Here is a 21,306-nt window from a genome sequence, read left to right on the forward strand (position 1 = left end):
CGCATGCGAGTGTCCTGATGAGGCAGTCTTGTCCCGTGCCCGAACCCGAAACCAGCGAATCCGCAACCGCACCGTACGCCCATCCGCACTCCGCGACGCTGAGGCGGCTGGAGAAGTCGTCCGGAAGCCTCGCCGCGCAGGCCATCGCGCGGATGGACGAGACGTTGCCCTGGTACCGGGCGATGCCACCGGAGAACCGGTCGTGGATCGGGCTGGTCGCCCAGGCCGGTATCGCCGCCTTCACGGAGTGGTTCCGGCATCCGGACGCCCCGCAGGCCATCTCGACGGACGTCTTCGGGACCGCGCCGCGTGAACTGACCCGGGCGATCACGCTCCGGCAGACCGTGGAGATGGTGCGCACGACCATCGAGGTCATGGAGTCCGCCATCGACGAGGTGGCCGCCCCGGGCGACGAGAGCGTGCTCCGCGAGGCCCTGCTCGTCTACGCGCGGGAGATCGCCTTCGCCACCGCGCAGGTGTACGCGCAGGCCGCCGAGGCCCGCGGCGCCTGGGACGCCCGGCTGGAGTCCCTGGTGGTCAACGCGGTGCTCAGCGGCGAGGCCGACGAGGGCGCCGTGAGCAGGGCCGCCGCGCTCGGCTGGAATTCCCCCGACCATGTCTGCGTGGTACTCGGCACCGCCCCGGACGGGGACAGCGAGCTGACCGTGGAGGCCATCCGGCGTGCCGCCCGGCACGCCAAGCTCCAGGTGCTCACCGGGGTGCTGGGCGACCGCCTCGTGGTGATCGCCGGCGGGAACAACGACCCGCTGCAGGTGGCGAAGTCGCTGATCGGGCCGTACGCGGCGGGGCCCGTGGTGGCCGGGCCGATCGTGCCCGACCTGCTGGCCGCGACCCGGTCCGCGCAGGCCGCCGCCGCCGGACTCAAGGCGTGCTCGGCGTGGCAGGACGCACCGCGACCCGTTCTGGCGGACGATCTGCTTCCGGAGCGCGCGATCGCCGGTGATCCCAGTGCGCGCGAGCAACTGGTGGAGGAGATCTACAGACCGCTTGAAGAAGCCGGCTCGGCTCTCTTGGAAACGCTAAGTGTCTACCTCGAACAAGCCTCGAGCCTCGAGGGCGCGGCCCGGATGCTGTTCGTCCACCCCAACACCGTGCGCTACCGGCTCCGACGTGTGACTGACGTCACCGGTTGGTCGCCCTCCGATGTACGCTCGGCCTTCACCCTGAGGATCGCGCTGATCCTGGGGCGTCTGGTGGATGGGGATCCGCAGCTCTAGGGTTTTGTCGGAGGGCTACAAAACCCCTTCGTGTTCTTCGTCCCTGTCCCCACGGGCGGCCTGAGCCGTCCCCAAGAGAGAGTGTGAGAGTGCTCGTACTCGTCGCTCCCGGCCAGGGCGCCCAGACGCCCGGCTTCCTGACTCCTTGGCTCGACCTCCCCGGTGCCGCCGACCGCCTCGGCGCGTGGTCGGACGCCATCGGGCTGGACCTCGCCCACTACGGCACCGAGGCCGACGCCGACGCGATCCGCGACACCGCCGTGGCCCAGCCGCTGCTCGTGGCGGCCGGACTGCTGTCCGCCGCCGCCCTGGGAGAGGTGACGCCCGGCGCGGTCGCGGGCCACAGCGTCGGTGAGATCACCGCCGCCGCGTTCGCCGGTGTCCTCGACGACACCGCCGCGCTGTCCCTCGTCCGCAAGCGGGGCCTGGCCATGGCCGAGGCCGCCGCGATCACCGAGACCGGGATGTCGGCGCTGCTCGGCGGCGACCCCGAGGTGACGATCCCGCACCTGGAGAGGCTGGGCCTGACCCCGGCCAACGTGAACGGCGCGGGCCAGATCGTCGCCGCCGGCACCCTGGAGCAGCTGGCCGCGCTGACGGCCGAGAAGCCCGAGGGCGTCCGTCGCGTGGTGCCCCTGAAGGTCGCGGGCGCCTTCCACACGCACCACATGGCCCCCGCCGTGGACAGCCTCGCCAAGGCCGCCGAGGAGATCGCCCCCGGGGACCCGAAGCTCACCTACGTCTCCAACAAGGACGGGCAGACCGTCGCCACCGGCGCCGAGGTGCTCTCCCGTCTCGTCGGCCAGGTCGCCAACCCGGTCCGCTGGGACCTGTGCATGGAGACGTTCCAGGAGCTGGGCGTGACCGCGCTCATCGAGGTGTGCCCCGGCGGCACGCTCACCGGACTCGCCAAGCGCGCGCTGCCGGGTGTCGCGACGGTGGCGCTGAAGACACCGGACGACCTCGACGCCGCTCGCGCGCTCATCGCCGAGCACCAGAACTAGGAGCCCCGGAGCTATGTCGAAGATCAGGCCTGGCAAGGGCGCTCCGTACGCGCGCATCCTCGGCGTGGGTGGCTACCGCCCGGTCCGGGTGGTGCCCAACGACGTGATCCTGGAGAAGATCGACTCGTCCGACGAGTGGATCCGCTCCCGCTCCGGCATCGAGACCCGGCACTGGGCGAACGACGAGGAGACCGTCGCCGCCATGTCGGTCGAGGCGTCCGGCAAGGCGATCGCCGACGCCGGGATCTCCGCCGAGCAGATCGGCGCGGTCGTCGTCTCGACCGTCTCGCACTTCAGCCAGACCCCGGCCGTCGCCACCGAGATCGCCGACAAGCTGGGCACGGCCAAGGCCGCCGCCTTCGACATCTCGGCCGGCTGCGCGGGCTTCGGCTACGGCCTCACCCTCGCCAAGGGCATGATCGTCGAGGGTTCGGCCGAGTACGTCCTCGTCATCGGGGTCGAGCGGTTGTCCGACCTGACCGACCTGGAGGACCGGGCCACGGCCTTCCTCTTCGGTGACGGCGCCGGCGCGGTCGTCGTCGGCCCCTCCCAGGAGCCGCACATCGGCCCGACGGTGTGGGGTTCCGAGGGCGACAAGGCCGGCACGATCAAGCAGACGGTCCCGTGGAACGAGTACCGGATCGGTGACCTGGAGAAGCTCCCGCTCGACAGCGAGGGCAACGTCAAGTTCCCCGCGATCACGCAGGAGGGCCAGGCGGTGTTCCGCTGGGCCGTGTTCGAGATGGCGAAGGTCGCTCAGCAAGCGCTGGACGCGGCCGGGATCAGCTCGGACGACCTGGACGTCTTCATTCCGCACCAGGCCAACGAGCGGATCATCGACTCGATGGTGAAGACACTCAAGCTGCCGGAGCACGTCACGGTCGCGCGTGACGTGCGGACCACCGGCAACACCTCGGCCGCCTCGATCCCGCTCGCGATGGAGCGGCTCCTGGCGACCGGCGAGGCGAAGAGCGGCGACACCGCGCTCGTCATCGGCTTCGGGGCGGGTCTCGTGTACGCCGCGACGGTCGTTACCCTCCCCTAGGCACCCGAGCCGGATCTTGTGGTCCGGCGCGGGAACAGCACAACCTGCCGCTGACGCGGCGGGCCGCCCCACCCTCTCGAAACAGTCTGAAATCTACGAAGGAGCGCCTGACATGGCCGCCACCCAGGAAGAGATCGTCGCCGGTCTCGCCGACATCGTGAACGAGATCGCCGGCATCCCGGTCGAGGACGTCCAGCTGGACAAGTCCTTCACCGACGACCTGGACGTCGACTCGCTGTCCATGGTCGAGGTCGTCGTAGCCGCCGAAGAGCGCTTCGACGTCAAGATCCCGGACGACGACGTCAAGAACCTCAAGACGGTCGGCGACGCGACCGAGTACATCCTCAAGCACCAGGGCTGATCCGGCGGATCGGGTCCGCCCCGATCCCCCGCGGAGCAGTCCGATTGCCCCGCCACCCGGCGGTGGCGCCGCTGAATCCTCGTAACCGTTGGAGAACATTCCCGTGAGCTCGACCAATCGCACCGTGGTCGTCACCGGTATCGGCGCAACCACACCGCTGGGTGGCGACGCGACTTCCACCTGGGAGGGGCTGGTCGCCGGCAAGTCCGGTGTCGGTCCCCTGGAGCAGGAGTGGGCCGCCGACCAGGCGGTCCGCATCGCCGCGCAGATCGCCGTGGAGCCGACCGAGGTCATCCCCCGGCCGCAGGCCCGCCGACTGGACCGCTCGGCGCAGTTCGCGCTGATCGCGGCCAAGGAGGCGTGGGCCGATGCCGGTTACTCGGAGACCTCGGCCGACGACGGCACCGTCGACGCGGACCGCGTCGGCGCGGTCATCGCCTCCGGCATCGGTGGTGTGACGACCCTGCTGGACCAGTACGACGTGCTGAAGGAGAAGGGCGTACGCCGCGTCTCCCCGCACACCGTGCCGATGCTGATGCCCAACGGCCCGTCGGCCAACGTCGGTCTGTACGTCGGCGCGCGCGCCGGTGTGCACACCCCGGTCTCCGCCTGCGCGTCGGGCGCCGAGGCCATCGGCTACGCCATCGAGATGATCCGCACCGGCCGCGCCGACGTCGTGATCGCCGGTGGTACCGAGGCCGCCATCCACCCGCTGCCGATCGCCGCGTTCGGCAACATGATGGCGATGTCCAAGAACAACGAGGACCCGCAGGGCGCGTCCCGTCCCTACGACACCGGCCGTGACGGCTTCGTCCTCGGCGAGGGCGCCGGCGTCGTCGTCCTGGAGTCGGCGGAGCACGCGGCGGCGCGGGGCGCGCGGGTCTACGCCGAGGCCGTGGGCCAGGGCATCTCCGCCGACGGCCACGACATCGTGCAGCCGGAGCCGGAGGGGCGGGGCATCGCCCACGCCCTGCAGAACCTGCTGGACAGCACCGACCTGGACCCGGCGGAGATCGTGCACGTCAACGCGCACGGGACGTCGACGCCGGCCGGTGACATCGCGGAGCTGAAGGCGCTGCGGAAGGTGTTCGGCGACGACACCGACCACTTCGCGGTGTCGGCGACGAAGTCGATGACCGGGCATCTGCTGGGCGGCGCCGGTGGTGTCGAGACGGTGGCGACGGTGCTCGCGCTGTACCACCGGGTGGCTCCGCCGACGATCAATGTGAACGACCTGGACCCCGAGGCGGAGGCCAACGCCGACATCGTGCGGGGTGAGGCTCGCAAGCTGCCGGTCGAGGGTCGTATCGCCGCCCTCAACGACTCGTTCGGGTTCGGTGGGCACAACGTGGTGCTGGCGTTCCGGACGGTTTGATCGTTCGCTGACGCGCGTGTGGCCCGGGTCCCTTTCAGGGATTCGGGCCACTCGTCGTTGTGTTGTGCGTTGTCGGCCTGTGCGGGTCGGTGGGGCTTCTCTCGCCCGCGCGGCGGAGCCGCATATCGAAACAGCCCCGCGCCCCTGAAAGCAAAAGAACCGCGCTCGCCCCTGACGCTGGAAGGGCGCCGTTACACCACCTGGTGCAGCCAGCGGACCGGGGCGCCCTCGCCCGCGTATCTGAACGGCTCCAACTCGTCGTCCCAGGGCTTGCCGAGGAGCTTGGAGAGCTCGGCCTCCAGGTCGGTCTCGCCTCGTTGGCTGCGGAGCAGCGCCGCGCGCAGGCGGTCCTCGGGGATGAGGATGTCGCCGTGGATGCCGGTGACGGCGTGGAAGATGCCGAGATCGGGTGTGCAGCTGTAGCGCTCGCCCTCGGCGGTGGCACAGGGCTCGGCGGTGACCTCGAAGCGCAGGAGGTGCCAGCCGCGCAGTGCGGACGCCAGCTTGGAGGCGGTGCCGGCCTGGCCCTGCCAGGAGAACTCCGAGCGCCAGGTGCCCGGGGCGGCCGGCTGGCGGATCCAGTCGAGGTTCACGCGGGTCCCGAGGACACCGGCGACGGCCCACTCGACGTGCGGGCACAGCGCACGTGGCGCGGAGTGCACGTACAGGACTCCACGTGTCGTCACCGGGGCCTCCACAGAGCAGGGCATCTTGTCTTCTGACGGAACGGCAGTGGCAGGGCGGCCACGTGGCGAGGCTACCGTGCGGCGGGGCAAGGAGTGTGACGTACCGTCGGAGCCGACGCCAGGACGCGGCGGTGTTTCACCCAGGGGGACGCGTGTGCGGTACGGAACAGTTGCACCTTTCGCCGCATCGTTCACGCCGGTCTCCCGTGTCGGGAACTCCCGGGCGTTGTCATGAGTGGGAACTTGCACGTGTAGGACCGACGAGGGGACCAGGGGATGCGGAAGCGACGCCACCGATCGAGGGCGGTGTGGGGCGCGGTCTCGGTCGCGGTCCTGCTGGCCGTGACCGGGTGCGACGCCACCGGTGGCGACTCCCCCGGCCCCGAGGGGACGGGCCCGCGTGCCGCCGCGTCGCCCACGCCCACACCCGCCTGGGACAGCACCCCCGAGTCGCTGGTCGCCGTGGGGGATTCGATCACCCGGGGCTTCGACGCGTGCAAGGTGCTCTCCGACTGCCCCGAGGTGTCCTGGGCGACGGGCACCGACGTCTCCGTCGACAGTCTCGCCGTACGGCTGCTGGGGCGCTCCGGCGCGCTGGAGCGGAGCTGGAACTACGCGGTCACCGGGGCCCGGATGGCCGACCTGCCGAACCAGGTGGCCCGGGCGGTGACCCGTGAGCCCGAGCTGGTCACGGTGATGGTCGGCGCGAACGACGCGTGCCGCGCGACCGTCGACGCCATGACGCCGGTGGCCGACTTCCGCGCGGACTTCGAGGACTCGATGGCGACGCTGCGGGACGCCCTGCCCAAGGCGCAGGTGTTCGTGGCGAGCGTGCCGGACCTGAAGCGGCTGTGGTCCGAGGGCCGTACCAGCCAGGTCGGCAAGCAGGTGTGGAAGCTGGGCATCTGCCCGTCGATGCTGGCCGACCCGGACGCCCTCACCGCGGCGGCCGGGCAGCGGCGCGACGCCGTCCAGGACCGGGTGGAGGCGTACAACGACGTGCTGCGCGAGGTCTGCGCGAAGGACCGCCACTGCCGGTACGACGGGGACGCCGTCTTCGACTACCGCTTCGGGCGGGCCCAGCTCAGCCAGTGGGACTGGTTCCATCCGAGCGTGGACGGGCAGGCGCGGCTGGCGGAGATCGCGTACCGGATCGTCAGCGCCAAGGAGTCGTGACCTAGGGTTTCGCTCATGAGCGAACCTTTCGGCACACTTCCCGACGGCACGGCCGTGCAGCGGTGGACGCTGGAGCGGGGCGGGACGCGGGTGCGCGTCCTGACGTACGGCGGGATCGTGCAGTCGGTGGAGATACCCGACCGGGACGGGCGGACCGCCGACGTGGTGCTGGGGTTCGCCGGCCTCGACGGGTACCTGCGCCATCAGGGGCCGTTCTTCGGGGCGCTCATCGGCCGGTACGCCAATCGGATCGCCGGCGGGCGGTTCACCCTCGACGGGCGGGTGTACGAGCTGGCGCGCAACAACCCGCCGAACTCCCTGCACGGCGGTCCGCTCGGCTTCGACAAGCGGGTGTGGGAGGCGGAGGGCGTCGCGGGCGGGGCCGGGGTGCGGCTGTCGCGGGTGAGCCCGGACGGGGAGGAGGGGTTCCCCGGGCGGCTGGAGGTCTCCGCCACGTACACGCTGGCGGAGGACGGGAGCGCGCTGCGGATCGCCTACGAGGCGGTCACGGACGCGCCGACCGTGGTGAACCTGACCAATCACTCGTACTGGAACCTGGGCGGGGCGACGTCGGGGCCTGCCGGTGGGCATGAGCTGCGGATCGACGCTTCGCGGGTGACGCCGGTCGACGCGGACCTGATTCCGACCGGCGAGCCGGCGGACGTCGACGGGACCCGGTTCGACTTCCGGGTGGCGCGGAAGGTGGGGAGCGGGTACGACCACAACTTCGTGCTCGACAAGGGGGTCACGGAGAGCGCCGAGCCCGTCGCCGAGCTGTGGGAGCCGGGGTCGGGGCGGGTGTTGGGCGTGGCCACGACCGAGCCGGGGATGCAGCTCTACACGGCGGATCATCTGGAGGGGCCGTTCGGGCCCGGGGACGGGATCGCGCTGGAGACCCAGCACTTCCCCGACTCGCCGAACCGGCCGCGGTTCCCGAGCACGGAACTGCGGCCGGGCGGCGTCTATCGGTCGGAGACGGTTTATGGGTTCGGGGTGCGTTCGTAGTGTGTTTCGTAGTGTGTTCGGGCGCGGGTGGGTGGGGCCGGTCGCGCAGTTCCCCGGGCCCCTAGGGGGTCGCCCTACGCCTCCAGCGGAGCCGTGACGCGGCGGTCAGCCAGAGAGCGGCCTGCCGCCAGCTCGTACGAACCCCTCACATGTGTCCATGAGTCGGTCGTCTCGTCCCAGATCTCGAAGGCGCGGCGCGGGATGCGGACGACGGCTTCCGCCGTCTCGCCCGGGGCCGCCTCCACCGTCGCGAAGCCCGCCAGCCAGCGGGTCGGGCGGTTCTCGTCCGGGGTCGTGGGGGCCAGGTAGAGCTGGATGGTCTCCCGGCCCTCGCGGGTGCCCGAGTTGCGTACCCGTACCGTCGCCGTGGTGCCGCTGACGTCGAGGGACTCGTACGTCCAGTCGGTGTAGCCGAGGCCGTGGCCGAAGGGGTACGTGGGGGTCCTGTTCTCCTTGTCCCAGGCCCGGTAGCCGATGAAGACGCCCTCGTCGTAGGTGAGTTCGCCGGACGTGGGGGTGACCTGGGTGACGGGGGCCGAGGACAGGTCGCCCCAGGTGGTGGGGAGGCGGCCGCCGGGCTCGTGGGTGCCGGTGAGGACGTCGGCGAGGGCGGCGCCGCCCTCCTGGCCGGGGAACCAGGTGAGCAGGACGGCGGCCACCTCGTCGCGCCACGGGAGTTCCACCGGGGAGCCCGCGTTGACGACCACCACCGTGGCGGGGTTGGCGGCGGCCACCGCGCGGACCAGGTCGTCCTGGCGGCCGGGCAGGCGGAGGTCCTTGCGGTCGAAGCCCTCGGACTCGACGCGCTCGGTGGTGGCGACCACGACGACGGCCGTGTCGGCGGCGCGGGCGGCCCGGGCGGCCTCGGCGATCAGCTCGTCGGGGTCGCGCCGCGGGCCCTGGTGGCAGAGCGAGAAGGCGAGCATCGTGAGGGGGGCGTCGGGGGCGAGCTCCACGACGTGGGTGAGGGAGACCCGCACCGGGGCGCCCTCCGTCAGGTCGACCCGGGCCAGGGGGACGGGGGCGCCGAAGAACGACACGAAGGGGTCGTCGGTGTCGGTGGTCCGGACGCCGTCGTAGTGGGTGGTGCCGTCGACGGTGAGGGTGTAGCTGCCGAGGCCCTTGACGCCGAAGGTCTGCGTGCCGGTCTCGCGCGGGGTGAAGGTGCCGGTGACCTCGACGGTGTGCAGGGTGGTGGGGGTGACGCCGTCGGGGAGGTCCGAACCCGTCCACTGGATGTGGCCGTTGGGGACGGAGCGGGTGCCGATGACCGTGCCGGAGGCGTCACGGCAGACGGCCCGCAGGGTGAACCCCTGGTCGGCGAAGGCCAGTTCCTCGTTGGGGTCCGCGCCCACGGAGTAGGTCAGCGCACCCTCGGGGAGGGCGGCGGTGAGGCCGTCGAGCGGGGAGACGACGTGGGAGGGGAAGACGGTGGCCGAGCCGCCGCCGAGGACGCGGGCGTCACGGGCCGCGGCACCGCTGAGGGCGACCGTCGAGCCCGGCGCGAGGGGGAGGGCCGGCCGAGCGTCCGTCCGGCCGGCCGGTGCGTCGTTGCGGACGAGGACGAAGGAGCGGCGGGCGATCTCGCGGCTGAGGGCCTCGCCGTCGACGGGGGCGGGGAGTTCGGTGACCACCGGGTCGGCGCCTTCCAGGATGCCGACGCGGGCGGCCAGGCGCAGGACGCGGCGGACCGCCTCGTCGAGTGCGGCCTCCGTGGCCTCGCCGGCGCGGACGGCGGCGGCCAGGGGCGCGCCGTAGACGGTCCTCGGGCCGGGCATGGCGACGTCGAGGCCGCCGGTGAGGGCGTCGGTCGTCGAGCGTGCGGCCAGCCAGTCGGAGACGTTGAAGCCGTCGAAGCCCCACTCACCGCGCAGGACCTCGTTCACGAGGTGGCGGTGCTCGGTCATGGTGGTGCCGTTGACCTGGTTGTAGGCGGTCATGATGCCCCAGGGGCGGGCGCCCGCCACGATCGCCTCGAACGGGGCCAGGTACAGCTCGCGCAGGGCGCGTGCGGAGACCAGGTTGTCCACCGTGAAGCGGTCGGTCTCGGCGTCGTTGGCGACGAAGTGCTTGACCGTGGTGCCGACGCCGCCGGACTGCACGCCCGTCACATAGCCCGAGCCGATCTCGCCGGTGAGGTACGGGTCCTCGCTGTACGCCTCGAAGTGGCGGCCGCCCAGCGGTGAGCGGTGCAGGTTGACCGTGGGGGCGAGCAGGACGTGGACGCCCTTGCGGCGGGCCTCCTGGGCCAGCAACACACCGGCGCGGCGTGCGAGTTCGGGGTCCCAGGTGGCGGCCAGGGCGGTCGGGGAGGGCAGCGCGACGGACGGGTCGTCGGCTGTCCAGCGCACTCCTCGGACGCCGATGGGGCCGTCGGACATCACCAGCGAGGGCAGGCCGATCTCGGGGAGCGCGGGCAGTGTCCACATGTCCTGGCCGGAGAGGAGCCTCGCCTTGGCGTCCAGGTCCAGCCTGGCGAGGGCCTTCTCCACGGCCGCTTCGCGGGCCTCGTCGGCCGGGGTGGGGCGGGTGCCCGGGGTTGCCGCCATCGCGGTGCCTCCTCTTCGAGACCGGTGCTGTCCCCGCCATCGTGCACGCATCACCTGTAGATCGGTAGGTTCCGTTATTTTGCCGTTATATTCAGCCCGGTCCGGTGGGTCCTGATGCCGTACGGTGACGGCATGAGCGGCACCAGGGGAACCAGGAGCGTCAGGGGTGAGGAGCGGCGCGCGGAGATCGTGCTGGCGGCGCTGGAGGTGATCGCCGAGCGCGGCTACCGGGGCGCGAGCATGGCCGCGGTCGCCGAACGCGTCGGGCTCACCCAGCAGGGGCTGCTGCACTACTTCCCCACCAAGGAGGCGCTGCTCGTCGCCGTCCTGCGGGAGCGGGACCGGTGGGACGCCGTGCCCGACAGCCCGCTGCGCCTCGATCTGCTGGGCTCCCTGGTCGAGTACAACGCCATGCGGCCCGGGATCGTGCAGACCTTCTCCGCGCTGCTCGGCGAGAGCGTCACCGAGGGGCATCCCGCGCGTGAGTTCTTCACCGAGCGGTACGGGCGGGTGCGGGGCTCCATGGCCGAGGTGCTGCGCGCCGAGTACGGCGACCGCCTCCCGAGCGGCCTGACCCCGGAGCGTGCGGCGCCGCTGCTGGTGGCCGTGATGGACGGCCTGCAGTACCAGTGGCTGCTGGACCCGGGCACGGTGGACATGCCGGCGGCGTTCCGGGACTTCCTGGCGCTGCTGGGCGAGGACGCCGGCTGAGGCGCCCGGCGCGCCGGGCATGGCGTGCGCCCCTTCCGTCACGCGATACTTCCGCCGTCCGGAGCGACACCCCCACGGCACCGAACAGTGACGGAAGGACCCGAACTCCCTTGACTTCCCTACCGACTTACCGGCGTGCACGCGGAGCGACGACAGTGCTGGCAGCCCTGCTCGCCGGGCTGGGCGCCCCCACCGCCGCCTCCGCCTCGCCCTCGACGCCGGCAGCGGTCTCCGCGGCCTCTGCCCCCACCGTCGAGGAGCTGCGGCTCGACCGGGCAGTGCCCCAGGAGATCCTGCGGCGGTCCGGATTCGACACCGTGGCACCGGAGTTCACGCGGGCCCTGGACGGGGCTCGGTCGTACGGGCAGGCCGAGCGGATCGTCGCGCGGCAGGGCGAACGGCTGTGGACCCGGGCCGTGGAGCGGGCCCAGGGGCGGGGGCCGGCGGGCGGCGATCTGAGCCGGGACGACGACCGGCCGCTGTACTGGGCGCGGCTCGGCATGACACGGGAAGTGCGCGGCTGGGAGCCGTCGTTCGAGTTGAGTGACCGTCAGAGGGCGCGGCTGCTGGACACGTTGGAGAGGACTTCGCGCGGGCAGGACTCCCTGCGCTTTCCGCACGGCGGCAAGGGGGTGAAGCGGGTTCTCGTCACCGGATTCGATCCCTTCACCCTGGACCGGGACGTCCGCATCTCCAACCCGTCCGGGGCGACGGCGCTCGCCCTGGACGGGACGGTGATCCGGACCGCCGAGGGGCTCGCCCGCGTCGAGACGGCCGTCTTCCCCGTCCGCTGGCAGGACTTCGCGGACGGGACGGTGGAGCGCACGCTGCGGGACCGGTTGCCACGCGTGGATCTCTTCGCGACCGTCAGCCAGGGCCGGGTGGGCCGTTTCGACATCGAGCGGACCAACGGGGCCTGGCGCGGAGGCTTCGCCGACAACGACACCGTCGGCGTGACCGGAACCATCCCGGTGACCGACCCCGCCACGCAGCCCCAGTGGACGACGACGACCCTGCCGTACGCGGACATCGTCGCCGCGCGGACCGGGCGCTTCCCCGTCTACGACAACACGAGCGTGACCGAGATACCGGCCGGCGGCACGGCGGCGGTGGTCCGCCCGAACGGGCCGACGCCGGGCTCGACCGCGCGGGCCGGGGGCGGCGGCGACTACCTCTCCAACGAGATCGCCTACCGGGCGACGCTCCTGCGCGACCGGCTGGGCCTCGGCTCCTCGCTGCCGGGCGGGCATGTGCACACGCCCGTCCTGCAGTTCGGGACCGGCAACACCGACCCGGCGACCGGGACGGTGACCGATCCCGACTTCGTACGGAACCGGTTGGACATCATCGCCCAGGTGCGGGAGATCGTGCGGGTGGCCCTGGACGCCTCGGTGGATTCCGGGGCGGGTACCTCGGCGGACGCTTCCGTCGCCGACGCTTCCGTCAGTGCGACGGGGCGAACGCGAGGCTGATGCCGAGACCGGCCAGGACGGAGCCGATGGCCTTGTTCAGGACCTTCTGGCCGCGCAGCATCACGGCACGCATCCGGTCGTGCGAGAAGAACGCGGCGACGACGCCGAACCACAGCAGGTGGGCGAGGGCCATGAACAGGCCGTAGCCCGCCTGTTGGACCAGCGGTGTGCCGGGGCTGACGACCTGGGCGAACGTCGAGACGACGAAGAGGGTCGTCTTGGGGTTGAGGACGTTCGTCAGGAAGCCGGAGCGCAGGGCGGCGAGCGGGGTCACGGCCGCGGTCGGCTGTGCCAGGTCCACGGTGACCTCGTCGCGGGTGCGGAAGGTGCGGACGCCGATGTAGACGAGGTACGCCGCGCCGACCAGCTTGATCACCGTGAACAGGAAGGTGGAGGAGGCGATCAGCAGGCCCACGCCGAGCATCGTGTACGTGACGTGCACGAGAACGCCGGCCGCGACGCCGGTCGCGGAGAGCAGTCCGGTCATGCGGCCGTGGAGATAGCTGTTGCGGATGACCATGGCGAAGTCGGCGCCGGGGGCGATGACCGCGAGGACGGTGATGACGGCGACGGCGAGGATCTCGTTCACGCGCCGACCTCCGGCTTGCGGAACCCGGGCGGGGTGGCGGGGTGGCCGGCGGCGGGGACACGGTTGCGCTCGTCCTCGTCGGTCGTCTCCTCGCCCAGCAGGTCACGGGCCATGAGGGTGGCGCCCGCGACCGCGCCCGGCATCAGGAAGACGGCGACGAACGGCACCACGAAAGCCAGGCCCAGCGGGGTGCCGAAGCCCCAGATGAGGGTCTTGCGGGAGCGCAGCAGGGCGAAGCGGTCGCGGAGTTCGACGCCTCGGCGCTGGAGGGCGACGGCGGTCAGCTCCTCGGTGAGGAAGAAGCCGGTGACGAAGAAGCCGATCACCGGGACCACCGTCTGGCCGATGAACGGGACGAAGCCGAGGGCGAAGAGCAGGATCGCCCAGGCGAGCGCCCGCAGGAGGACCCGGAGGCTGTCCCGGGCCGAGATCCACAGCTCGCGCCAGAGCGGCAGGCCGGACTCCGGAGCGGTGCCGTCCGGTGAGACGTCCCGGTCGACCTTCTCCGAGAGGTTCTCGTAGAAGGGCTGGCCGATGAGGAGGGTCACGGCGGTGAAGGTGATGACCGCGAGGGCCAGGGCCAGGGCGAACAGGACGGCCGTGAGAAAGCCGCGGAAGAGCCCCGGCCAGGGGCTGGACCAGTCGTCGGCGAAGGGCGAGGCCCAGGTGACGAAGTCGGGGCCCCAGACGGCGAGTGCCACCAGGGCGGCTATGTAGAGGACCAGGGTGATGAGGCCCGGGATCAGGCCGAAGCCGTACTGCTTCCCGTGCCTGGCCACCCAGCGTTGGCCCTGGACGAGGTACTGGAAACCCACCCCTAGATCGCGCATGGGGCGAACTTTATCGTTCGGTTCGTTTGCGCAGGAGAGCAGGAGAGCTCGGGGGTGGGGTGCGTCGGCGACTGCGGGTTGTGTGTGGTTGCCCGCGCCCACGCGGCGGAGCCGCACATCGATGCAGTCCCGCGCCCCTATGAGGGCCTGCGGCCCATCAGGGCGCGAATGCACCCTTTGCCGTGAAGGCCAGGTCCGCGAAGCGTTCTCCGATCAGGTGGTGGGTCTCCGCGTCCGGGTGCAGGTCGTCCGGGAGCGGGAGCGCGGTGGCGTCCTGCTCGCCGTAGAGGGTGAGGCCGTCGAGGTAGTGGAGGTGGGGGTCCTCCGGGGTGCGGTGGGCCACGATCGCCGCGAGTTCGTCGCGGATGACGCGGAGGGTGAGCCTGCCGGGGGTGAGGTCCTCCGGGTCACCCATGGGGCGGAAGCGGAGGCGGCCCTCGGCGAGGCCGGTGAGGTCGGGGGCGCTGGGTCCGGGGGTGTCCTCGTGGATGGGGCACAGGATCGGGGAGACGACGAGGAGCGGGGTGGTGGGGTGGCCGTCGCGGATCGTGTCGAGGAAGCCGTGCACGGCCGGGGTGAAGGCGCGCAGCCGCATCACGTCGTGGTTGACCAGGTTGATGCCGATCTTGACGCTGATCAGGTCGGCCGGGGTGTCCCGGATGGCGCGGGCGACGAAGGGGTCGAGGAGGGCGCTGCCGCCGAAACCCAGGTTGACGAGTTCGACTCCGGCCAGCCGGGCGGCGTGGGCGGGCCAGATGCCGATGGGGCTCGCGGCGTCGGAGCCGTGGCTGATGGAGCTGCCGTGGTGCAGCCAGACCCGGCGGTCCGGGGCGGGGGCGGGCTCGACGGGGGCGTCGGTACGCAGGGCGACGAGTTCGGTGGTCTCGTTGTGCGGGAGCCAGATCTCGATCGTCTTGAGGCCGTCGGGGAGGCCGGAGAAGGCGACCGTGCCGGGTCGGCCCGGCCGGTGTTCTTCCGCGCCGGTGGTCATGTCGATGGTCAGGGTGTTGCCGTCCGGCACACTCCCCCGGGCCGTGGGGCGGCCGTCGACGACCAGGTCGTACAGGCCGTCCGGGCGGGGTGGGGCGCCCACGTAGGTCCGCTTGGTGCGCAGGGCGTCGAGTTCGACGGCGGTGGCGCGGGTGCGGAAGACCAGGCGTACGCCGGAGGGCTGGGCCTCGACCATGGCCAGCTGCGGATCGGCGCACTGGGCGCGGGCCCGGGCGGGCAACCGGTGCGGCAGGACGCCGTGTTCGGTGCGTTCGAGCTCCAGGGCGCCGCGCAGGAGGTCGGCGGTGACGGGGGTGGTGATCCAGGGGGAGGTCATGGCGCAACCTGACGATCGGCGGGGGGAGGGTGGGTTCGGCGGTGGTCTGCGGCGGGGCGACCGCTGTCGGGAAGGCGGGGCGCCCGGAGGTCAATCGGGCCGTGGGGGTGGCCAGTTGCGCAGCAGGGCGTCGAGGGCGTCCAGGACGCGTTCCCAGCTCTCCTGCGAGCCGGGGGCGCTGTGGCTGAAGCCGCCGGCCGCCTCCAGGCTGACGTAGCCGTGGAAGACGCTGCCGAGGAGCCGGACGGCGTGGGTCTGGTCCGGCTCGGTGAGGTCGTAGCCGCGCAGGATCGCCCTGGTCATCTGTGCGTGGCGGCCGCCTGCGCTCGCCGCGGCCGCCTCGGGGTCCAGTCGGAGTTGTGCCGCCGCGTACCGGCCGGGGTGCGCGCGGGCGTAGTCGCGGTACACGTCGCCCAGGGCCGCCAGCGCGTCCTTCCCCGCGCGGCCGGCGAGCGCGGTGGCGCCCCGGTCCGCCATCTCCTCCAGGGCGAGGAGCGCGATCCGGGTCTTGAGGTCATGGGAGTTGCGTACGTGCGAGTACAGGCTCGCGACCTTCACGTCGAAGCGGCGGGCCAACTCCGAGACGGTCACCTCGTCGAAGCCGATCTCGTCGGCCAACTCGGCGCCCGCCAGGGCGAGACGTTCCGGGCTGAGCCCCGCGCGTGCCATGCCCTGACCCCGTCCTTCCGATCCGTTCGACGGCGACGATTATGCATTTGCCTAAAGATTTTAGGCAAGCAGGAAGGATTTCTAGGTTACGAAGGTTTCCCGAGTGCCCGTGTCGCCTGTGCCCTCTTGTTGCCCGTGAGTCGAACATGTAGACCACCTGTGGTCGACCGGCCCGTGGCCGGCCGTTCGTCGTCACCCGCACCGGCACGTCGTAGGAACCGCTCCAGAAGGAACCCCACTCCAGGAGGTTGCGTGCGTCCGCCGAGACCCGGCCCGAGATCCGCACTGTTCAGCGTCGCCGCCGTCACCGTCACCGCGGGATCCCTGCTCGTCGCCCCGCATCCAGCGGGCGCCGACCCCAAGCCGCCGGTCCGCGAGGGCTCGGCCCTGTCGCCGGGCGCCGCCCAGGCCCCGGCGAGCGCGACCCTGCGGGCCCTGACCCAACCGGTCGCCGACCTAGCCGACACGGCAGGCTCCAGCCACGGTTACCCCCGCGAGCAGGTGCTCTCTCCCGACCCGGAGAACCCCTCCGACAAGTCCCTCAAGCTGGGGCTCACCCCGTACCACGCCATCGCCCCGAAGCTGAACGCCCTCCAGCGGCTCGGCGACCGGGTGAGCGTGGAGATCGCGGGCCGGTCGGCCGGCGGCCACCGGCTCTACCTCGTCACCGTGACCGCCCCCGAGACCGCGCGCCAGGCCCGCGCCCAGGCGCGGATGCGTGAACTCATCGAGTCCGCGCCCCGGTCGGCCGCCAGGAGCCCGGAGATCAGGAAGACGTACAAGGCGCCCGTCTTCTTCAACAACAACATCCACGGCAACGAGTGGGAGGGCACCGACGCGTCCCTGAAGCTCATCGAGCGGCTGGCGACCGCGACCGACGCCGGGACGAAGGACCTCCTGGCCCACTCCCGGCTGTACTTCAACATCACCGCCAACCCGGACGGCCGGATCGCGGGCACCCGCGCCAACGCCGTCGGCTTCGACATGAACCGGGACTTCGTCACCGCGTCGCAGCCCGAGGTGCGGGCGATGCGCCGGATCCAGATCGACAAGCAGCCCGTCGTCATGCTCGACGTGCACGGGTACGTCAACGGCACGCTCATCGAGCCGACCACTCCCCCGCACGGCGAGAACTACGAGTACGACCTCTTCCTGAAGAACACCTACGCGAACGCGCTCCGCATGGAGTCCGCCGTCAACGGCCTCGGCCACACCCCCGCCAAGGACGGCGTCGAACCGGTCCAGATCCCGTTCCGCGACTCGGAGGAGGGGTGGGACGACTGGCCGCCGATCTTCACCCCGCAGTACGCGGCCTTCCACGGCGCGGTCGCCGCGCACACCGTGGAGATCCCGCTCCAGGTGAACAACGCGGCGTACGAGTCGCTGCCGGTCGAGGAACTCCGCCGCAGGTCCGCGATCAACGTCGACGTGGCGGGCGCGGCGCTGCGCGCGACCCTCGACTTCGTACGGGAGCGGCGGACTTCGCTGGTCGCCGACCAGATCGAGGTGTTCCGGCGCGGTGCGACGGGCGCCGCCCAGGTCCCGGTCTCGGCGGAGACCGTCCCCGGCGTGCCCGGCATCGGCCCCGAGGACGTCTACACGACCCGCTTCCCGCGCGCCTACGTCGTCCCCGCGGGCGGCGGGCAGCGCTCCGCCACGGCCGCCGCCCGGCTCGTCGACCATCTGCTCGCCAACGACGTCCGGGTGACCCGCGCGACCCGTGCCTTCCGGCTCGACGGCCGGTCGTACGCGAAGGGGTCGTACGTCGTCGACCTGCGTCAGCCCAAGCGCGGCATGGCCAATGTGCTGCTCGCCGACGGCACCGACATCAGCGGCAAGGTCTCGGCGATGTACGACATCTCCGGCTGGAGCCTGGGACGGCTGTGGGGCGCCACCGTGGTGGCGGCGCACAGCGGTCGGCCGTCCGCCGTGCCGGACCGGCCCGTGACGTCCGCCGCCCGCGTCGGTCAGGTCGCACCACGCGGCGCCCTGCGCCTGCGGCTCGACTCCCCGCAGGAGATCGCCGCCCTCAACTCGCTTCTGCGGGACGGTGTCCCGGTACGCCGGGCGGCCGACGGCAGCGCGCTCGTGCCGTCCTCGGCGCGGCGGAAGGCCCAGGCGCTCGCCCGGTCCCACGACGTGGTCTTCGAGGCGGCCAAGGGCGCGTCGAAGGGCACGCCCCTGCGTCCGGTCCGGGTGGCCGCCGCCGTCACGGCGGGCGAGTTGTTCGCGCTGCGCGAGATGAACTTCGACGTGGTCCCGGTGTCCACGGCCGTCCTCAACGCGGGCTTCGACTGGTCCCGGGCCGACGTGCTGTTCGTGTCGTCGGGGCTGTCGTACGGCGCTCTGAACGAGTCCGCCCGTGCGGGCCTCACCGGCTTCCTCTCCGGGCACGGGCTGGTCGGCCGGGGCGCGGCCGGCGCGGCGCTCGCCACGGCCACCGGGCGGCTGAAGGCCACGGCGGTCCAGGGCAACGGGGACGCCAACGGCGTGGTGCGCGTGGTGAACACGGGCGGCGCGGTGACCGGCGGCGCCCCGGACCACAGCTTCGTCTACGCCCCCGTGTGGTTCACCGGGCTGGGCGACGGGGTGCGCGTCGAGCAGTCGTACGGCGGCGGGAACCCGCTGGTGTCCGGGCACTGGCGGCCGTCGGAGGACGGCTCCGGCGGCCCGGCGGCAGCGGCGGGCCGGGCGTCCGTGGTCAGCGGGCCGCACGCGGTCCTGTTCGGTACCGAACCACTGTTCCGCGCCCACCCGAAGGGGGAATTCCCGCAGGTGGGCCGGGCGTTGCTGACGATGAGCAAGTAGCGGGCGTCAAGGAAACGGGAGCGTGCATGACCGAGGGAACCCGGACGGCGGCCGTCCACGGCACGGCAGCGGTCCACGGCACGGTCGCCGACGGCTTCGAGGCGGTGCGCGAGGAGTTCGCCGCGTTCGTGGCCGGTGAACGGGGCGACTATGAGGGCCAGTTGACCGCGTACGTGCATGGGCGGCGGGTCGTCGACCTGTGGGCGGGTCCCGCGGAGGAGGCGACGACGGGCGGCGACACGCTGCACGGGGTGTTCTCCTCCACCAAGGGCGCCGCCCATCTGGTCGTCGCGCTCCTCGTCCAGGACGGGGTGCTGGAGCTGGACCGCGAAGTCGCCCACTACTGGCCGGAGTTCGCGGCCGAGGGCAAGGGGGCGGTGACCCTGCGGGAGCTGATCTCGCACCGGGCGGGGCTCGTCGGCACCGATGCCGGGTTCACCCTGGAGGAGCTGGCGGACGACCGTGTCGTCGCCGAGCGCCTCGCCGGGCAGCGCCCGTACTGGCGCCCCGGAGCCGCCTTCGGCTACCACGCGCTGGTCATCGGGGCGCTCACCGGCGAGGTCGTACGGCGGGCGACTGGCCGTACGCTCCAGGAGGTGTACGAGGAGCGGGTCCGTGCCCCCTACGGGCTCGATCTCTTCCTGGGGCTGCCGGCCGAGCACGAGCCCCGCTTCCGGACCGTCCTGCCGATGACGCCGACGCCCGCGCAGCAGGCCGAGCTGGACGCTGTGCCGCAGGGCCCGCACACGCTGGCGTCGATCGCGTTCAACAACCAGGTGCCGGAGCCGGGTGAGCTGACGGACTTCCCGAACGCGCGGATCGTGCGGGCGAGCGGGCAGTCGTCGGCGGGCGGTGTCGGCTCGGCTCGGGGGCTCGCCGGGATGTACGCGGCGGCCATCAGCCCGGTGGACGGCCGGCCGCCGCTGCTGAAGCCCGACACGGTCGCCGAGATCGGCCAGGTCCACTCCTTCGGCCACGACCTCGTCGCCCGCGCCCCGAAGGCGTTCGGGCTCGGCTTCCAGGCCACCGCCGAGCTGGTCCACCCGTTCCTCGGCGCGGGCACCTTCGGCCACAGCGGGGCCGGCGGCTCCCAGGCCTTCGCCGATCCCCGCAGCGGTCTCGCCTACGGCTACACCCGCCGCCGCATGGCCTTCCCGGGCGGGGCGGCGCCGGAGAACGCGGGACTGGTACGGGCGGTGCACACGGCGGCCCTGGCGCTCTGATCCCGCCCGAACCGGCGGGGCCGCACACGACGGAGTCCGCACCCCACGTCCAGGGGTGCGGACTCCGCGCTGTGCAACGACCGTGGACGGGCGACCGTCACGGGGCGGGACCTCAGAGCTTGACGATCATCTTGCCCGTGTTGTCGCCGCGCAGGACGCCGAGGAAGGCCTCCAGGTTGTTCTCGATGCCCTCGACGACCGTCTCGCGGTACTTGAGCTCGCCCGAGGCGACCCAGGGGCCGACTTCCTGGACGAACTGCGACTGGAGGTCGTAGTGGTCGCCGACGAGGACGCCCTCGACGCGGAGACGGTTCTGCAGGATCTTGACCATGTTGCGCGGGCCGGGGGTCGGCTCCGTCGAGTTGTACTGGGAGATCATGCCGCAGATCACGGCCCGGCCGCGCAGGTTGAGCGCGCCGATCGCGGCCTCCAGGTGCTCGCCGCCGACGTTGTCGAAGTACACGTCGATGCCGTCGGGGGCCGCCTCCTTGAGCTGCTCCCACACCGGGCCGTTCTTGTAGTTGAAGGCGGCGTCGAAGCCGTACTCCTCGACGAGGAGCTTGACCTTGTCGTCGGAGCCGGCCGAGCCGATGACGCGCGAGGCGCCCTTGAGCTTGGCGATCTGGCCGACCTGGCTGCCGACGGCACCGGCGGCACCGGAGACGAAGACGGCGTCGCCCTCCTTGAAGGCGCCGACCCGCAGCAGACCCGCGTAGGCGGTGAGGCCGGTCATGCCGAGGACGCCGAGGTAGGTGGAGAGCGGCGCGGCGTCCGGGTCGACCTTCACGGCCTGCTTGGCGTCGAAGGTGGCGTACTCGCGCCAGCCGCCGAAGTGCAGCACGTGGTCGCCCACGGCGATGCCGTCGGCCGCCGAGGCGACGACCTCGCCGACCGCACCGCCCTGCATGACCTTGCCCAGCTCGAACGGGGCGACGTAGGACTTCGCGTCGCTCATGCGGCCACGCATGTACGGGTCCACGGAGAGGTACTTGTTCCGCACGAGGACCTCACCCGCGCCGGGCTGCCGGATCTCCGCCTCGACCAGGGCGAAGTCCTCGTCCTTGGGCCAGCCGACGGGGCGGCTCAGCAGGTGCCATTCACGGCTGGTGGCGGGGAGGGCGGGGGTGTCGGACATGGGGGTCGGCCTTTCTGCGCTGCGAGGGGCATGCCGTGGTGCGTACATACCGTGCGGTTACTTCAGCATCTGAAACAACCATGCTCCTGGATATTTCATGTTG

At 72.1% G+C, this 21,306-nt stretch carries 18 protein-coding genes; 11 read left to right on the forward strand and 7 right to left on the reverse strand.

Annotation, left to right across the window (positions count from 1 at the left end):
- Nucleotides 1-35 precede the first annotated feature (35 nt).
- The 5 genes from fasR to fabF all read left to right on the forward strand — a co-directional run bounded on the left by fasR (nt 36) and on the right by fabF (nt 5,023).
- Nucleotides 36-1,238, forward strand: coding sequence for a fatty acid biosynthesis transcriptional regulator FasR (fasR, locus tag GWK25_RS32875; RefSeq protein ID WP_374105801.1), 1,203 nt, complete (start codon nt 36-38; stop codon nt 1,236-1,238).
- Nucleotides 1,239-1,327: 89 nt separating this feature from the next.
- Nucleotides 1,328-2,242: an ACP S-malonyltransferase gene (locus tag GWK25_RS32880; protein ID WP_215455199.1), complete on the forward strand. Its 915-nt coding sequence runs from the start codon at nt 1,328-1,330 to the stop codon at nt 2,240-2,242.
- Nucleotides 2,243-2,255: 13 nt separating this feature from the next.
- Nucleotides 2,256-3,287 carry a ketoacyl-ACP synthase III gene (locus GWK25_RS32885; protein WP_215455200.1) on the forward strand — a complete coding sequence of 344 codons (1,032 nt, stop codon included), beginning with the start codon at nt 2,256-2,258 and terminating at the stop codon, nt 3,285-3,287.
- A 112-nt stretch (nt 3,288-3,399) separates the two neighbouring features.
- The gene (locus tag GWK25_RS32890) at nt 3,400-3,648 is read left to right on the forward strand and encodes an acyl carrier protein (protein WP_152775753.1); all 249 of its coding nucleotides are present in this window, start codon (nt 3,400-3,402) and stop codon (nt 3,646-3,648) included.
- Nucleotides 3,649-3,751: 103 nt separating this feature from the next.
- A complete protein-coding gene (fabF, locus tag GWK25_RS32895) occupies nt 3,752-5,023 on the forward strand; it encodes a beta-ketoacyl-ACP synthase II (protein WP_184894639.1) in 1,272 nt (423 codons plus the stop codon).
- A 191-nt stretch (nt 5,024-5,214) separates the two neighbouring features.
- Here the strand turns inward: fabF and GWK25_RS32900 are convergent, their stop codons facing one another.
- Nucleotides 5,215-5,709, reverse strand: a complete 495-nt coding sequence (locus GWK25_RS32900; protein ID WP_215455201.1) for a DUF3145 domain-containing protein — start codon at nt 5,707-5,709, stop codon at nt 5,215-5,217.
- Nucleotides 5,710-5,985: 276 nt separating this feature from the next.
- Between GWK25_RS32900 and GWK25_RS32905 the strand changes: the two genes are divergently transcribed.
- Nucleotides 5,986-6,885, forward strand: a complete 900-nt coding sequence (locus tag GWK25_RS32905; RefSeq protein ID WP_215455202.1) for an SGNH/GDSL hydrolase family protein — start codon at nt 5,986-5,988, stop codon at nt 6,883-6,885.
- A 15-nt stretch (nt 6,886-6,900) separates the two neighbouring features.
- Nucleotides 6,901-7,890 carry an aldose epimerase family protein gene (locus tag GWK25_RS32910; protein ID WP_215455203.1) on the forward strand — a complete coding sequence of 330 codons (990 nt, stop codon included), beginning with the start codon at nt 6,901-6,903 and terminating at the stop codon, nt 7,888-7,890.
- 74 nt (nt 7,891-7,964) lie between these two features.
- Here the strand turns inward: GWK25_RS32910 and GWK25_RS32915 are convergent, their stop codons facing one another.
- On the reverse strand, nt 7,965-10,439 hold the full coding sequence (locus GWK25_RS32915) for a glycoside hydrolase family 3 protein (protein ID WP_215455204.1): 2,475 nt from the start codon (nt 10,437-10,439) through the stop codon (nt 7,965-7,967).
- Nucleotides 10,440-10,553: 114 nt separating this feature from the next.
- Here GWK25_RS32915 and GWK25_RS32920 point away from each other — a divergent pair, with 114 nt between their 5' ends.
- Together GWK25_RS32920 and GWK25_RS32925 are read left to right on the forward strand one after the other, a co-directional pair.
- Nucleotides 10,554-11,150, forward strand: a complete 597-nt coding sequence (locus GWK25_RS32920; RefSeq protein WP_215455205.1) for a TetR/AcrR family transcriptional regulator — start codon at nt 10,554-10,556, stop codon at nt 11,148-11,150.
- Nucleotides 11,151-11,305: 155 nt separating this feature from the next.
- Complete coding sequence (locus GWK25_RS32925) at nt 11,306-12,622, forward strand: pyroglutamyl peptidase (protein ID WP_215455206.1); 1,317 nt, start codon at nt 11,306-11,308, stop codon at nt 12,620-12,622.
- On the opposite strand, the gene GWK25_RS32930 is transcribed toward GWK25_RS32925, so the two are convergent.
- The 4 genes from GWK25_RS32930 to GWK25_RS32945 form a co-directional block, all read right to left on the reverse strand.
- Nucleotides 12,594-13,211 carry a LysE family transporter gene (locus GWK25_RS32930; RefSeq protein WP_215455207.1) on the reverse strand — a complete coding sequence of 206 codons (618 nt, stop codon included), beginning with the start codon at nt 13,209-13,211 and terminating at the stop codon, nt 12,594-12,596. The two genes, GWK25_RS32925 and GWK25_RS32930, sit on opposite strands and share 29 nt — an antisense overlap.
- Nucleotides 13,208-14,041, reverse strand: coding sequence for an EI24 domain-containing protein (locus GWK25_RS32935; protein WP_215455208.1), 834 nt, complete (start codon nt 14,039-14,041; stop codon nt 13,208-13,210). The genes GWK25_RS32930 and GWK25_RS32935 overlap by 4 nt, the downstream gene beginning before the upstream one ends.
- Nucleotides 14,042-14,198: 157 nt before the next feature.
- Nucleotides 14,199-15,368 carry a GDSL-type esterase/lipase family protein gene (locus GWK25_RS32940; RefSeq protein ID WP_215455209.1) on the reverse strand — a complete coding sequence of 390 codons (1,170 nt, stop codon included), beginning with the start codon at nt 15,366-15,368 and terminating at the stop codon, nt 14,199-14,201.
- 90 nt (nt 15,369-15,458) lie between these two features.
- Entirely contained in the window at nt 15,459-16,037 is a 579-nt protein-coding gene (locus tag GWK25_RS32945) for a TetR/AcrR family transcriptional regulator (RefSeq protein ID WP_215455210.1), read from the reverse strand.
- 252 nt (nt 16,038-16,289) lie between these two features.
- Here GWK25_RS32945 and GWK25_RS32950 point away from each other — a divergent pair, with 252 nt between their 5' ends.
- Entirely contained in the window at nt 16,290-18,845 is a 2,556-nt protein-coding gene (locus GWK25_RS32950; RefSeq protein WP_215455211.1) for a M14 family zinc carboxypeptidase, read from the forward strand.
- Nucleotides 18,846-18,871: 26 nt separating this feature from the next.
- Nucleotides 18,872-20,068, forward strand: coding sequence for a serine hydrolase domain-containing protein (locus tag GWK25_RS32955; RefSeq protein ID WP_215455212.1), 1,197 nt, complete (start codon nt 18,872-18,874; stop codon nt 20,066-20,068).
- Nucleotides 20,069-20,180: 112 nt separating this feature from the next.
- Here GWK25_RS32955 and GWK25_RS32960 read toward each other — a convergent pair whose 3' ends face one another.
- Complete coding sequence (locus GWK25_RS32960) at nt 20,181-21,203, reverse strand: NADP-dependent oxidoreductase (RefSeq protein WP_215455213.1); 1,023 nt, start codon at nt 21,201-21,203, stop codon at nt 20,181-20,183.
- Nucleotides 21,204-21,306 lie beyond the last annotated feature (103 nt).

This window comes from Streptomyces sp. ATCC 21386 (assembly GCF_018728545.1).
Lineage (GTDB): Bacteria > Actinomycetota > Actinomycetes > Streptomycetales > Streptomycetaceae > Streptomyces.